The sequence below is a fragment of the Veronia pacifica genome (genome assembly GCF_001707825.1).
In the GTDB taxonomy this organism is placed as follows: Bacteria; Pseudomonadota; Gammaproteobacteria; order Enterobacterales; family Vibrionaceae; genus Veronia; species Veronia pacifica.
In genome coordinates, this window is sequence record NZ_LYBM01000018.1 from 65,644 (window position 1) to 80,190 (window position 14,547).

General features: G+C 47.7%; 16 protein-coding genes. 12 read left to right on the plus strand and 4 right to left on the minus strand.

The features are described from left to right. Window positions 1-4 precede the first annotated feature (4 nt). The 4 genes from A8L45_RS25510 (at window position 5) to gcvH (ending at window position 2,951) form a co-directional block, all read left to right on the plus strand. A complete protein-coding gene (locus A8L45_RS25510; RefSeq protein WP_281181512.1) occupies window positions 5-130 on the plus strand; it encodes a hypothetical protein in 126 nt (41 codons plus the stop codon). Window positions 131-175: 45 nt separating this feature from the next. After that, entirely contained in the window at window positions 176-1,252 is a 1,077-nt protein-coding gene (gene fbaA, locus A8L45_RS11330) for a class II fructose-bisphosphate aldolase (protein ID WP_068902297.1), read from the plus strand. Window positions 1,253-1,498: 246 nt separating this feature from the next. Continuing rightward, a complete protein-coding gene (locus A8L45_RS11335; protein ID WP_068902299.1) occupies window positions 1,499-2,353 on the plus strand; it encodes a mechanosensitive ion channel domain-containing protein in 855 nt (284 codons plus the stop codon). 208 nt (window positions 2,354-2,561) lie between these two features. Next, window positions 2,562-2,951 carry a glycine cleavage system protein GcvH gene (gcvH, locus tag A8L45_RS11340; protein ID WP_349266995.1) on the plus strand — a complete coding sequence of 130 codons (390 nt, stop codon included), beginning with the start codon at window positions 2,562-2,564 and terminating at the stop codon, window positions 2,949-2,951. An 82-nt stretch (window positions 2,952-3,033) separates the two neighbouring features. On the opposite strand, the gene A8L45_RS11345 is transcribed toward gcvH, so the two are convergent. The 3 genes from A8L45_RS11345 to ygfZ all read right to left on the minus strand — a co-directional run bounded on the left by A8L45_RS11345 (window position 3,034) and on the right by ygfZ (window position 4,968). After that, window positions 3,034-3,234 (minus strand): DUF1107 domain-containing protein, encoded by a 201-nt coding sequence (locus A8L45_RS11345; protein WP_068902303.1) that lies wholly within the window; start codon window positions 3,232-3,234, stop codon window positions 3,034-3,036. 269 nt (window positions 3,235-3,503) lie between these two features. Then, entirely contained in the window at window positions 3,504-3,989 is a 486-nt protein-coding gene (locus A8L45_RS11350; RefSeq protein WP_245680703.1) for an aminoacyl-tRNA deacylase, read from the minus strand. After that, window positions 3,982-4,968, minus strand: coding sequence for a tRNA-modifying protein YgfZ (ygfZ, locus tag A8L45_RS11355; protein WP_068902305.1), 987 nt, complete (start codon window positions 4,966-4,968; stop codon window positions 3,982-3,984). Before ygfZ ends, A8L45_RS11350 begins: the two co-directional genes overlap by 8 nt. 239 nt (window positions 4,969-5,207) lie before the next feature. Here ygfZ and A8L45_RS11360 point away from each other — a divergent pair, with 239 nt between their 5' ends. The 3 genes from A8L45_RS11360 (at window position 5,208) to A8L45_RS11370 (ending at window position 7,806) form a co-directional block, all read left to right on the plus strand. Next, window positions 5,208-5,468 carry an FAD assembly factor SdhE gene (locus A8L45_RS11360; protein ID WP_068902307.1) on the plus strand — a complete coding sequence of 87 codons (261 nt, stop codon included), beginning with the start codon at window positions 5,208-5,210 and terminating at the stop codon, window positions 5,466-5,468. Further along, complete coding sequence (locus A8L45_RS24175) at window positions 5,437-5,856, plus strand: protein YgfX (protein ID WP_139122362.1); 420 nt, start codon at window positions 5,437-5,439, stop codon at window positions 5,854-5,856. The genes A8L45_RS11360 and A8L45_RS24175 overlap by 32 nt, the downstream gene beginning before the upstream one ends. Before the next feature lie 135 nt (window positions 5,857-5,991). Then, a complete protein-coding gene (locus A8L45_RS11370) occupies window positions 5,992-7,806 on the plus strand; it encodes a methyl-accepting chemotaxis protein (protein ID WP_068902311.1) in 1,815 nt (604 codons plus the stop codon). An 88-nt stretch (window positions 7,807-7,894) separates the two neighbouring features. On the opposite strand, the gene nadB is transcribed toward A8L45_RS11370, so the two are convergent. Next, window positions 7,895-9,508: an L-aspartate oxidase gene (gene nadB, locus A8L45_RS11375; protein WP_068902312.1), complete on the minus strand. Its 1,614-nt coding sequence runs from the start codon at window positions 9,506-9,508 to the stop codon at window positions 7,895-7,897. Window positions 9,509-9,929: 421 nt separating this feature from the next. On the opposite strand from nadB, the gene rpoE reads away from it, so the two are divergent. From rpoE to lepA, 5 genes are all read left to right on the plus strand, one after another. Continuing rightward, window positions 9,930-10,508: an RNA polymerase sigma factor RpoE gene (rpoE, locus tag A8L45_RS11380; protein ID WP_068902314.1), complete on the plus strand. Its 579-nt coding sequence runs from the start codon at window positions 9,930-9,932 to the stop codon at window positions 10,506-10,508. A 40-nt stretch (window positions 10,509-10,548) separates the two neighbouring features. Further along, window positions 10,549-11,178 (plus strand): RseA family anti-sigma factor, encoded by a 630-nt coding sequence (locus tag A8L45_RS11385; RefSeq protein WP_068902316.1) that lies wholly within the window; start codon window positions 10,549-10,551, stop codon window positions 11,176-11,178. A gap of 11 nt (window positions 11,179-11,189) precedes the next feature. After that, window positions 11,190-12,158, plus strand: coding sequence for a sigma-E factor regulatory protein RseB (gene rseB, locus A8L45_RS11390; protein WP_281181513.1), 969 nt, complete (start codon window positions 11,190-11,192; stop codon window positions 12,156-12,158). Further along, entirely contained in the window at window positions 12,155-12,649 is a 495-nt protein-coding gene (locus A8L45_RS11395; RefSeq protein WP_068902318.1) for a SoxR reducing system RseC family protein, read from the plus strand. The genes rseB and A8L45_RS11395 overlap by 4 nt, the downstream gene beginning before the upstream one ends. A 76-nt stretch (window positions 12,650-12,725) precedes the next feature. Further along, on the plus strand, window positions 12,726-14,522 hold the full coding sequence (gene lepA, locus A8L45_RS11400; RefSeq protein ID WP_068902320.1) for a translation elongation factor 4: 1,797 nt from the start codon (window positions 12,726-12,728) through the stop codon (window positions 14,520-14,522). Window positions 14,523-14,547: the final 25 nt, after the last annotated feature.

Genomic DNA, 14,547 nt, shown 5'->3' on the forward strand with positions numbered 1-14,547 from the left:
TGAAATGAAAGAACAGAGGAACTGGACCTCTGTTGGATACCAGAGAATGATGGCTTTGGTATCTGGTTTGGGTACAATGCACCGCGTTGTTCGCAAACGTTTGCTGAATTGCATCCGGCTGACTCGTTAGCCGGACTGAAAATTATCAAAAGACAGTTTAAATAGGACTATAGCTATGTCTAAGATTTTTGATTTCGTAAAACCTGGCGTTATCTCTGGTGACGACGTTCAGAAAGTATTTGAAATTGCTAAAGAGCAGAAGTTTGCTCTGCCAGCGGTAAACGTTGTAAACACTGATTCAATCAACGCTGTTTTGGAAGCTGCTGCAAAGGTTAAAGCGCCTGTTGTTATTCAGTTTTCAAACGGTGGTGCAGCTTTCTTCGCAGGTAAAGGCCTGAAGCTGGAAGGTCAGGGTTCACAGGTAGCAGGTGCTATTGCAGGTGCTAAGTACGTTCACGCCGTTGCTGAATCTTATGGCGTACCCGTTATTCTGCACACCGACCACGCTGCGAAAAAACTTTTGCCGTGGATCGACGGTCTGCTGGACGCTGGTGAAGCTTTCTATGAGCAAACTGGTAAGCCACTGTTCTCTTCACACATGATTGATCTGTCTGAAGAGTCTCTGGAAGAAAACATCGACATCTGTGGCAAATACCTCGAGCGTATGGCTAAGATGAACATGACACTGGAAATCGAACTGGGTTGTACTGGTGGTGAGGAAGACGGCGTAGACAACACTGATATGGATCAGTCTGAGCTTTACACGTCTCCAGAAGATGTTGCTTACGCTTACGAAAAGTTGAACGCTATCAGTCACCGTTTCACTATCGCAGCCTCTTTCGGTAACGTTCATGGTGTTTACAAGCCAGGTAACGTTGTGCTGACTCCAACTATCCTACGTGACTCACAGGCTTACTGTGCTGAGAAGTTTGATATTGCTCCTAATGCACTTAACTTTGTATTCCACGGTGGTTCTGGTTCATCACAAGCTGAGATCGAAGAATCTATCGGCTACGGTGTGATCAAAATGAATATCGATACTGATACTCAGTGGGCGACTTGGAACGGCATCCGCACTTACTATGTTGAAAACGAAGCGTACCTGCAAGGCCAAATCGGTAACCCAACCGGTGAAGATGCGCCAAACAAGAAATTCTACGATCCACGTGTTTGGCTGCGTAAAGCGCAGGAATCAATGGTAACTCGTCTTGAGCAGGCGTTTTCTGACCTGAACGCTATCGACGTGCTGTAAGACATATTCATTACACAGGCAACTGTGTGATCGAAGATTAAAAACCCGCTATTTATTAGCGGGTTTTTCTTTATCTGTTCAAGTATTGAGCCAAGGTGCTCCTGTAGATAAACGTTACACTTTTCCTTTCGATTACAGCTCGTTCAAACAAAGTACCGATCAAAGTGTTCATTGGCCAGACACACCTGCTGGCTGATATCCGAATGGCTGTGAGGTTGGCTACGTCAAACAATAAGTGAGATCGCGATGAGTGAAGAAAATACAATAGGGAATGCAGCAGCAACGGCGACTAGCTGGTTGCAGAATAATCAGGAGCTAATCATCCAGTATGGTGTGAATGTTATAACGGCCATATTAATCCTCGTTATTGGTAACATGGTGGTAAAAGCCGTTGCGAATGGTGTTGCAGAAGTACTGCGCCGTAAAAAGTTCGACTCGACTATCGTTGATTTTGTTCATACGTTTGTCCGTTATCTCCTGTTCGTTATTGTACTCATCGCAGCACTCGGTCGGTTGGGTGTTCAAACCGCTTCTATTGTTGCTGTTATTGGTGCTGCAGGCCTTGCTGTCGGCCTTGCTCTTCAAGGGTCGCTATCTAACTTTGCTGCTGGCGTTTTAATTGTGATGTTCCGCCCCTTCAAATCTGGAGATTTTGTTGAAGTGGCCGGAGTATCAGGCTCCGTTGCTTCTATTCAGCTTTTTTCGACCGTACTGACCACACCAGACAATAAAATGGTGGTTGTTCCCAATGGCTCGGTTATTGGCAGTGCAATCACAAACTATTCCACGCACAACACCCGCCGAATCGATCTGACTATCGGTGTTTCATACAACGCAGACTTAAAAAAAACCAAAGCGATACTGGCTGATATTGTGGCTGCAGAACCGCGCATCCTTTCAAATCCAGCCACAACAATCGGGGTAGTGGCGCTTGCTGATTCATCCGTTAATTTGGTTGTGCGACCTTGGGTGAATACCGGAGACTACTGGCCTGTGTATTTCGATTTGATGCAAGCTATCAAAGAGGGATTAGATAGCGAAGGTATTGAGATCCCTTATCCGCAGATGGATGTGCATATTAGCAAAGAAGCGTCCGCATAAGACGCGAAATTATTGTGCCATCTTTTGTTACGCTATCATTACCATGGCAAAGAGGTATGATCAGCTTAAAGAAATTTTATCGTTGCTAATGAATTTACTTGCAGTTGTTGTCGGGCTTTTCTACCTTGCCTTACAGAGACTGTATGTAAATTAACGACAGGTAGGCTTACCAATTATTCAGTAAGAAGGATGCTGATTTATGAGCGATATTCCGTCAGATCTTAAGTACGCGACGACCCATGAATGGATCCGTCCCGAAGGGAATGGAGTTTACACTGTGGGTATTTCTGACCATGCTCAGTCGCTGCTTGGCGATATGGTGTTTATCGATTTACCTGATGTCGATGACCTTGTAGATGCTGGCGACGACTGTGCGGTGGCTGAGTCTGTTAAGGCTGCCTCAGACGTTTATTCGCCGTTGACGGGTAAGGTAGTGGCGGTGAATGAGGATCTAGAGTCGTCGCCCGAACTGGTTAACTCTGATCCCTACGGTGATGGCTGGCTATTCCAACTGACTATCAGCGATGACGCGGAACTTAACGAATTACTTGATGCTGAAAGTTATGCTGAGTTACTTGACGAGGAAGACAGTGACTAGGCCTTAGCTGTCAGTGTTGAGTCGACGAAAGAAAAACACCGCGCAGAGCGCGGTGTTGGTTTTTTTGGCTAAGCGAACAGGCTTACTCAGTCCGTAATCTCCGAATTTCCTGATTAATTTCCTTTACCGTGCGGTAATGTTGAACCTCAGCATTTTCCGGCGGCTTAAGCAGGCCCTGTTGAAACTCGAAATCTCCCTTTCCATTGATATGCAGGCGACCAGAGAACAAGCGCTGGACATGCCTGGCAATCATCAGCGGGACATATCGATTAAACATTCGCATTAGAAATTCCTTTTTTATTTTTCTATGTCTTCCGACATGACTAGCCAACTCCGTCTACCCAGATAATTCTATCCGGGCATCTGGCGGCGGGATTATAACGCCAGATGCATTAAACTAACGTGACTAAACAGCCAATCGATCAAGAAAAATGTAAGAAATAACTCATTGAGGTTAAAAAGCTAATAAACGAGCTTTTTTTGTTAAATATGGTTACAAGGTTCATATAAAACGCTGACAATATTGACACTAAAAGATAAAAGTTAGTGTCTTTATCGTGATATATCAGCAAACATAGGGTTACATAGTGTTACTAAATCATTAAATTCAAGCTCTAGGCCAGCCAATTGTGTGCCACTGCTTATATTTACCTTTTTATTTGATTCCAATGCGTTATCGAACACGACAGGAAGCCAGGTTTTCAAGGCAACAGGCGTTACCGTCCCCGGTGAAAAGCCCGTTACTGACTTTACCTGAGAACTGTCTGCGCATGTCATTCTCTTACAGCCAAATACAGCACGGACTTTTTTCGGATCGACACTGGCTGAACCCGGCAGGCAAGCCAATACATGGAAGCCACTCATGTCCCTGAGTAATATGGATTTAACCATCTGATCAGGGGCGACTCCACGTTGGCTGGCTGCCTCTTCGATGGTCTTGGCGATACCCGAGTGATGTAACACCTTATACTGGACAGATTCTCTGTCCAGTAGGTCAGTGACTACTGATGAAGTAAATGCAGTCATTTTATCAGTCATTATCTTCCAGCGAGTAGGGCAGTTGGATGATCTCCAGACGGCAGTCTGGTTCATTGGCTGGTCTAAACTGACTATCGTCATCAAGGTTATTTGGCAGTACTGCCAGAGCCAGTACTTTGCCATCATCAAACCTGTATCCAGAGAGAACTGCGCCACCACTGCGCCAGTTTTCACCAACACTTCGCTCAATCGTATCGCCAGGTTGTGGTGCAGTGCTTGCTTCACCAGTTAGCAGAAACGCAGCCCGCTTGTTTATGCCACGATATTTGGCTCTGGCAACAGTTTCCTGCCCGGTATAACAGCCTTTTTTGAAGCTGATAGCATCACCAATGACCTGCAGATTCAACGCTTGTGGAATGAACTCACTGATATTATTTTCATGCAGTAAGGGCAGCGCTGCACGTAAGTCAGCCAGCGTCCACAGAGATGAGTCAGCCAGTTCAGCCTCTCCACTAAGCTGAGATAAAATGTCATCAGCTTCAGCTTCATTCACGGCTAGAAGCCAGCGATTGGCTTCAATTTTAACTGCAGTTCCGCTCTGGGTTGGCGTCACCTCGGCTGTGGCCGAAAACATCCTTTCGATTGTGCTGTCAGCGTTTTCACCCATTAAGCCCAGCAGCACAAGTTCGCTTGCTTCAATGGTTGTTTTGGAGAAAACCGCATATTTCTTGAGCTCAGTGAGTTGAGCACCAGAGAGGGAGGCGGACTGCACATAGGCAATGCCATCTGCATGATGAAACAATCTCAGTACCGACCACACTTTTCCTTTCGCATCGCAATGCGCTGCCAGTGTTGATTTTCCCTTTTCCATTGATATGAGGTCACAGGTCAGCTGTCCTTGTAAATAGCTCATGGTGTCGTCACCAACAGCAGTTACCAGGGACAGGTGATCCAGACTCACCAGAGATAAGGAAGGCATAGGTGATGAAGACGTCAGTGGCAGACGAGAAAAAGGCTGCCGTTGGTACCAGGTTGTCATGGTGTCTCTCGCGTTGTCGATAGTTAGACAACATGTTAAATCCTGACCACCAGAATGTCAGCCCCGATTGATTGGCATCGTAGTAGATTATTGTCGGCGTGATCACAGGCTATATGGTTGGAAAAGGCTTGCCATAGCCCCATATCGCTGCCATTGGTAGTATATGCCAATAGCCTGAGGGTGCAGGATGCCATCCCGGGCGATGTAAGCTGAGAAATCTTCACCGGAATGAGGTCTTTATGATAAGCGCAGAAGAAAGAGCGCGAGTGAAATGGGCATGTCGCCGAGGCATGCTGGAGCTGGACGTAATATTGAACCCGTTCTTTGATGAATGCTTTGATAACTTGTCTGAGCAGGGGCAGATTGATTTTATCGACTTCTTAAAGTGCGATGATCCGGATCTGTTCGCTTGGCTAATGGGACATGGCCACAGCGACGATCCTCGTATGTTGGCAATGACAGAAACCGTTGTTTCGCACAACAGAAGCAAACTGCGTTAGTTTCTGGCTATACCCTTCGCGATGGGCAGAGTGCTTACTGTGGGGGGTGTACCTGCTTCTTGCAGCGGTCGCGTTTCTGGCAACCGCACTTCCGCTAGAGTGTCGGGCATTGATACTCACAATACTTCTTTCCGATCGACAGACAAAGTCCTCTGCGCTTCACGCGCTGTGCGGTTTTTATCAACTGCGTTTGGATGGTCGTCTCATACTTTCTGAGCGCCCATTTTCTATTCAGCGTGTCGTGGTGTTGTCCCGACTGTGTATTGTTCTGAAGATCTCGGATACCGACAAAACAACGTATATCCCCTTGTTTTCCGACGCGGTGTCGACTGACTGCTACCGCCATCTCTCCAGAATAATTTTGGGACTCAGGACTCGTAATATTTGATTGCGGTTCCATTTACATCGATAAGATTGAGTTTTAGTCGCAATTTTCCCGCTGATCGCCGATATCCTTCGAGACAACTTACAAACCTGACAACATTTTTTGATGAGACTGCAATTGTCTCAGGGGGTATCAAGAGTGAAGATAAAAACAAGAATGCAGTTACTGTCTCTCGTAGCAGGGCTATCTCTAGTGATCTTCTCCGGAGTGATGTTAAAAGCCAATGAGTCGCTATTACGTCTTGAAAGCAATCAGTTACGCGTTGCGCAGATGGAGGTGGTGCTGCTGAATCTTCGCCGCAATGAGAAAGACTTTCTTGCCCGATTTGATATCAAATACCTCAATAAATTCATCAAGAACAAACAACGTTTCGATGAGCTGTTCACAGAGCTTCGGGACGGTATTACTCAATCTGGGATTTTGTTGCCGCAGGAAGGGCCTGTAAACCGGGCAATGGAGGAGTATTCCCGAGGCTTTGCTGAATTGGTCAAAGGTTATGAAGTACTGGGCCTCAGTACTAAGTCGGGCCTTCGCGGACAACTGGCCGTCATAAATGATTCATTGCTTGCTTCTTCATCAGAGGTGAACAGTCAATTCGCCGCCAATCGTTTGGTCAGCCTTACTGAGCTTCTGCAATACAACCGTTCACCGGAGACATTCGACAATTATCTCAAGGCAGTGTCCGCGACTGACGAGCTTGATCTGGATTTGATGGGCAAACAACTTGCGCTGGCTAAATCTATCCATCAGCAGCAGAAGTTACTTGGGCTGGACCACAAATCAGGCTTATTGGGTAAAATACGCAGTCAATCACATGCAGTTGAAAGCAATTTTGATGATATGCATGAAGCATTGTCGACAGCGACGCGTTCAGCTGAAAACGCAATTTGGTTGTGGTTGGTTGGTAGCCTTGTCGCGATAATCGCTTTACTGTTTTCGTTTACGGCCTGGGTGAGTCGTGTGATTCAACGTGGTGTGGGAAATCTGCTCTCCACCATGTCTGAGGTCGCTGACACGCATGATCTGACTCTGCGTGCCAATGCAGAAACCAATGATGAGCTGGGCCAGGTTGCGAGTGATTTCAACCGGGTTCTGGAGCAATGTCAGCAACTAATCAGTCAGGTAAAAGGGTCAATTATGACGCTGAATACTGCTGCATCAGAGGTGAAGAGCCGTACTTCTGATGCGGAGCACGCACTGACTAATCAACGAAGTGAGACTGAATTGGCAGCGACTGCGGTGAGTGAAATGGAATCGACCATCCACGAAATTGCCTCGCGCACTGAAATGGCGGCATCTAATGCCGGACAAAGTCTGGATCGTGCTCAGCAAGGTTTTGAAACCATGCAATCTACCCGAACTGCAATTGGTACTTTGTCTCAGGATCTTGGCCGCGCGAGCGACGAAATTCAGAGCTTGCTCTCTCTGTCTCAGAAGATCGGCAGCGTCGTGGATGTTATCAAGGAAATCTCCGAACAGACGAACCTGCTAGCACTTAACGCTGCTATCGAGGCGGCCCGTGCAGGTGAGCAGGGCCGTGGATTTGCGGTTGTAGCCGACGAAGTAAGATCACTGGCAAACCGTACCCACCAGTCGACAGAAGAAATTGACGATATGATCACGTCACTGCAGAAACAAACCGAGCAGGTTGTGTCTCAAATCTCATCGTGTCAGCAGTACGGTGAAGAATCTGTCTCTTATGTCTCAGACGCGGCAACGGGTTTGGACAATATTATGGCGGATATGCAGCAAATCATGGATATGAGTACTCAGATTGCCACTGCTGTTGAAGAGCAGAGTATGGTCGCCAGAGAGGTGAATCAGAACGTGCACAAGATTCAGGAAATCACTTCAACAACCAGTCAAATCAGTGAAGAGAACAGTCAGGTCGCAACCAATGTTGCGGTTCAGGCGGGGTCGCTAGAAAAGGCAATTTCCGCTTTCAATGCATAATGCACAGCAGAAATAAAAAAACCCGCATTTGCGGGTTTTTTGTTTGTAGCAGAATTTCGCTCAAACACTCTTTGTTTACACGTCCAGACTAATGGTTCTCTGGCGTCAAAACAGTGGGTTTGCTGTTTTCTGCTTTGTCCGGATAGTCAATGGTGTAGTGCAATCCACGGCTCTCTTTTCTTGCCATGGCACAGCGAACCATTAGCTCAGACACCTGAAGAAGGTTACGCAATTCAAGCAGGTTGTTGGAGACCCGGAAGTTACTGTAGTACTCGTTGACTTCCTGTTTCAGAAGTTCAATGCGCCTCAGGGCTCTCTCCAGTCGCTTGGTTGAACGCACAATGCCAACATAATCCCACATCAACAGTCTTAGTTCGTGCCAGTTATGCTGGATAACCACCTCTTCATCTGAACAACTGACCTGACTGTCATCCCAGCTTGGCAGTTTCATCTGCGAGATGTCATGCTCGGTATCCGCTTCAATGTGACAGGCGGCAGACCATGCGTAAACCACACACTCGAGCAGTGAGTTTGACGCCATACGGTTGGCACCATGTAACCCGGTGTAACTCACTTCACCAATAGCGTAAAGCCCGGAGAGATCGGTGAGACCATTGTGGTCAACGACGACACCACCACAGGTATAATGAGCGGCCGGCACAATGGGGATAGGTTCTTTCGTCAGGTCAAAACCAAAGGTCAGCAGTTTTTCGTAGATGGTAGGAAAATGTTTGATGATAAATGCTGAGTCTTTATGGCTGATATCCAGGTACATACAGTCGGCACCCAGACGTTTCATTTCGTAGTCAATGGCCCGTGCAACTACATCCCTCGGCGCGAGTTCGGCCCGTGAGTCAAACTCAGGCATAAAGCGGCTACCGTCTGGACGCTTCAGGTAAGCCCCTTCTCCTCTCAGAGCCTCAGTTAACAGAAAGTTTCGAGCTTCTGGATGGAAGAGGCAGGTTGGATGAAATTGATTGAATTCAAGGTTTGCAACCCGGCATCCCGCGCGCCATGCCATGGCAATACCGTCGCCTGAAGAAACATCTGGATTGGAGGTGTACTGATAAACCTTGGAGGCTCCGCCTGTTGCCAGTACTACAAATCTGGAGCGAACAGTTTCCACTGCTTCTTTCTTTCGATTCCACACATAAGCCCCAAGAACCCGATCTTTTCCTTTCTGACCAACCTTTTTACGGGTGATCAAATCGAGTGCGTTGTGGCGTTCCAATACCGTGATATTGGGATGGAGGTGAACATTCTCTTGCAGTGATGTCTGTACTGCCTGCCCGGTTGCGTCTGCGGCATGAAGGATCCGTCTGTGGCTGTGCCCCCCTTCCCGTGTGAGATGGAATTTCGGCGAATCACTGTTGTTGTCCTCTTCTTTGTCAAAAGGAACACCACTGTCAATAAGCCACTGAACACATGGCTTTGCGTTCTCAGCAATGAATTTTGCTGTCTCTTCATCACAGAGGCCTGCGCCCGCAATGAGCGTATCCTGAACATGCGACTCTATCGAGTCGTCCTCGTCAAAGACTGCGGCGATACCTCCCTGCGCATAAAGGGTGGCCCCTTCATTCCACGGTCCTTTGCTTAGTACGATAACTTTGTGTGTCTGCGCCAGTCGAAGCGCCAGCGACAACCCCGCTGCGCCACTACCAATCACCAGCACATCACATAAATGGTCTCGGTGTTGTTTCATACCTTTCCTGTACCCTAAAAACGCCGATAATGGCTTTGAATGCAGCGATTACCGTGTTCCATGCATCGTTGTGTCTTTCATTGTGATGTCCGATTGTACACTATCGGACAACATCCGAGTATCTTGATCCCAAGGCAACGGTTATTTAGCTTCTTCGGAAAGTGCGGAGACTTAGCTGAAGTCAGGTCCAGTCTTCTGGTAGAATTTGCCGAGCAAGATCAAAACTTGAACACCCGCCAGAGAATATTTGGAACTATTTTTTTTTCTGATGTTCACATCAACATGTCTGCTATTAACGTGTCGCAACATATCGTGTGCCATGAAATCAGCGTTTATTGGTGCTAGGATTGCGGACTAAAATAACTTTGGACTGAGCCATACGTGGCCCTCAGATGCCAAAAAACAAGGAGAATGTGCTCGAATGAGCGAGCAGCAGACAGATCAGGCACTGATTGAAAGGGTTCAGAATGGTGACAAACAGGCGTTTAATCTGCTTGTCATTAAATATCAGAACAAAGTGTGTAACTTGATATCCCGCTACGTCACTAATCATGGCGACATACAGGACGTTGCGCAGGAAGCCTTTATCAAAGCATACCGGGCTATCCCCGGCTTTCGCGGTGACAGTGCGTTTTACACGTGGCTGTACCGAATAGCAGTGAACACAGCAAAGAATCATCTGGTAGCTCAGGGGCGGCGACCTCCATCTAGTGATATTGATGCAGATGAAGCTGAAAACTTTGAAAATGGTGGTGCACTGAAAGAAATTTCGAACCCTGAGAACCTAATGTTGTCAGAACAACTGAAGCAGGTAGTTTTCAATACGATTGAAACACTGCCTGAGGAGTTGAAAGTCGCGATCACACTCCGTGAGATTGACGGCTTGAGCTATGAGGAAATTGCAGAGGTGATGGAATGCCCCGTAGGAACCGTCAGGTCCCGCATTTTCCGAGCCAGAGAAGCGGTTGATAAACGTGTCAATCCGCTTATTAAACAATAACCGACGTATAGTTAAGACGTATTGTTAAACGGTGAAATAAATGGCTGAAAAAGAAAACGTCTCCGCATTATTCGATGGCGAGGACAACGACAAAAGGCTGGTGGCAGCGCTCGGAAGCGATAAATCAGCGCAAGAGTCGTGGAAAAGCTACAGTGTTATCCGAGATACGCTTCGCGGGGATGCTCCTGCGTCGTTGGACTGGGATATTGCATCGCGCGTGAGCGCGGCACTTGAAGATGAGCCTTCGCATAGCAAAGCGTCGCAAGAGATGCCACCGGTTCAATCAACACCTGTCATACAACCACACAAAGAATCACAGCCTCGTCCGGGTAGTTTCACTTTGCCGGGATGGTTGCAGCCTTTAGGTCAGGTGGGTATGGCCGCTGCAGTGTGTATGGCGATTATTGTTGGGGTTCAAAGCCAAAACCCAACAACAGATTTGTATTCTTCCGAAGTAGGTTCGCAGCCTCCCGTTCTTGAAACTGTTCCATTTTCCGGTGCTGCAGAACCAGTGAGTATAAATAGTGAAACTGAGCGTTCAAATACTACACTTTCTGAAGAACAACTGAGGGAGCAGCGTCGAAGAATCAACGCACTGCTTCAGGATTTTGAGTTACAACTCAGGCTCAATGCCAAGTCAGCCGATACAGAGCAAGACTTGCAAAAATAGAGAAATAAAGTTTGAAGAAAGCGTTTTGGGTCGGTGCTCTTGCCATCTTGACCCTGTCCCCCGCAGCAATGGCGGCTAAAGATGCCGCCTTTGATTTGGTTGAGCAAATGGACTCAGCCAGTCGTGAACTCAGTTACGAACTCTCATATATCCATGTCCGTAAAAACAGTATCCAGCCGCTAAGGTTCAGGCATGCCGTGGTGGGTGGTAAGTCACTCGGGCATATCCTTTATCTCAGTGGTCCGAGTCGTGAAGTGATTCGTCGTGGCAAAGAGGTGAGCTATTTCGAGCCGGGACTTGATGCTTTCACTATCGAAAGTGGTCAAATAGTGGCACCTTTGCCTTCGATCATGCAGACAAATGTCGATAAACTTCCTGCGCTATACAACTTTGTTTCCTTGGGTAGAGCGCGTGAGGCGGGCATGGCAACCAATGTTGTCCGGGTTTCGCCAAAAGATGAGAGTCGCTATTCCTACGTACTTTGGATTGAAGACAACAGCCATCTTTTGTTGAGAGCTGATGTGCTGGACAGAGATGGGGAGCCTTTGGAGCAATACAGGGTGACCTCGCTTGCAATCACGCCCAAGATTGGTCAATTACTCAGTAAGCTTGCAGAGACAGACGTTCCTCCAGTTGTCCATGTTCCGACAAATAAAGATGTGGACATGGGATGGGAAGTCTCGTCGCTACCTACTGGCTTTGTTCCGGTTTATCGAAACCGCCATCGTCTCATGTTGACGAGCCGACCTGTTGAGAGCCAGATGTTCAGCGACGGTTTATTTAGTTTCTCTGTCTATGTCGCCGATGCTGACGACATGTCGGTGCGTGAGCAGAAGGTGAGACTTGGTCGCAGGACCATGCACAGTATTGTCAAAGGCTCAGCAGAAATCACTGTCGTCGGTGATATACCTCCTGCAACTGCGAAGGCCGTGGCTGAGTCTGTCCGGTTTTTTTCGGGCAAGCAGGGTAACAAATCATGATCACCGCGATGGCTGAAGTACGTTCTTATCATAATGGACGACTTCGCCTGAGTTCGACTCAGCAGACAAGCTGCGGCAGTTGTGGCTCACAAAGCGATTGCGGCACTGGGATAGTCAGTAAAGCACTACCGGGAAAAACACTCGATATTGAGATACCCTCTGAAAAGCCGCTCGCAATTGGTACCTTGGTTGAAATCGGCTTACAAGAGCACGCAATGCTTAAGTCCGCCCTCGTGGTCTATGTGTTGCCTTTGTTCTTTTTGATTCTGGGCGCATTGTTTGGACAGTTCTTTGCCGATTTAGCAGAGGGTGGTGAGGGCACTGTTATTGTTATCTCTGCCATTTTTGCTTTAATAGGGGCAGTGCTTGCCAGAAAAATATCTAAGTCACTTGAGCGACAACCTGGCTATCAACCCACGATTTTACGCGTCCTTGGCAAGCCGGTTGATGGTGAACTGGTGACAAATGCTACATCTGAGGATAGCGAGTAGCCGTTAATTTCGGTAGAATCCCGCCACTTGATCATATGATCGCGAATCTTTTTATAACGAGTTAGTCACACCACCTATGAAGCACATTCGTAATTTTTCGATTATTGCCCACATCGACCACGGTAAGTCGACCCTTTCTGATCGCTTGATCCAGGTCTGTGGCGGTCTTAGCGACCGTGAAATGGAAGCCCAGGTTCTTGACTCCATGGATCTCGAGCGTGAGCGCGGTATTACCATCAAAGCGCAGAGTGTGACTCTGAACTACAAAGCTTTAGATGGTAATGAATATCAACTTAACTTCATCGATACGCCGGGACACGTTGACTTCTCTTACGAAGTTTCCCGCTCTTTGGCTGCGTGTGAAGGTGCGCTTCTGGTGGTTGATGCTGGCCAGGGTGTAGAGGCTCAGACGCTGGCTAACTGTTACACCGCTATCGAAATGGACCACGAAGTCGTACCCATTTTGAATAAGATTGACCTGCCAGCAGCTGATCCTGACCGTGTTGCCGAAGAAATAGAAGACATCGTTGGCATTGACGCAACAGAAGCTACCCGTTGCTCAGCGAAAACAGGTATCGGCGTCGATCTGGTTCTGGAAGATATTGTTAAGAAAATCCCGGCCCCTGAGGGCGATCCTGAAGCGCCATTACAGGCACTGATCATTGACTCTTGGTTCGACAACTACTTGGGTGTCGTGTCACTGGTTCGCATTAAAAATGGCGAACTTAAAAAAGGTGACAAGATCAAGGTGATGAGTACAGGCCAGGTCTGGGGTGTTGATCGCATTGGTATCTTCTCACCAAAACAGACTGATACACAGGGTCTGAGAACGGGTGAGGTTGGCTGGGTTGTCTGTGGTATTAAAGACATCCTTGGCGCGCCAGTGGGGGACACCCTGACACATGCCAAGCACGGTGCCGACGTTGCGCTACCTGGTTTCCAGAAAGTAAAACCACAGGTTTATGCAGGTCTGTTCCCGGTATCGTCTGACGACTACGAAAACTTCCGTGATGCACTTGGCAAGCTTAGCCTCAATGATGCATCACTCTTTTATGAACCAGAAAACTCTGCGGCGCTTGGCTTTGGCTTCCGTTGTGGTTTCCTTGGCATGCTGCACATGGAGATCATTCAGGAGCGTCTGGAGCGTGAATACAACCTTGACCTGATCACTACCGCACCGACAGTGGTGTACGAGGTGACAAGAACCAATGGTGAAGTCATTTATGTCGACAGCCCGGCAAAACTGCCCGCAGTGAACGACATCGACACTATTGGTGAGCCGGTTGCCCGCTGCCACATCCTGGTACCGACCGACTATCTGGGTAACGTTATTACCTTGTGTGTTGAGAAACGAGGCACGCAGGTCGATATGGTTTATCACGGTAATCAGGTTGCCCTCACTTATGACATCCCAATGTCTGAAGTGGTGCTGGATTTCTTTGATCGCCTGAAATCAACGTCGCGTGGTTACGCATCGTTGGATTATGGTTTCCAGAACTATCAGGTATCAGACATGGTACGTGTCGACATCCTGCTAAACGGCGATACCGTTGACGCGCTGGCTATCATCACGCACAAAGATCACTCTCAAAGCAGAGGTCGTGATCTGGTTGAGAAGATGAAAGAGTTCATCCCACGTCAGCAGTTTGATATTGCGATTCAGGCAGCGATTGGTAACCACATCATTGCTCGCTCAACCGTGAAGCAGTTGCGCAAAAACGTAACCGCCAAGTGTTATGGCGGTGATGTCAGCCGTAAGAAAAAACTGTTGCAGAAACAGAAAGAAGGTAAGAAACGTATGAAGCAGATCGGTAATGTTGAGCTGCCTCAGGAAGCGTTCCTCGCCATTCTGCACGTTGGAAAAGACAAATAAAAACAGGGAATTGATTCAGGGGAAC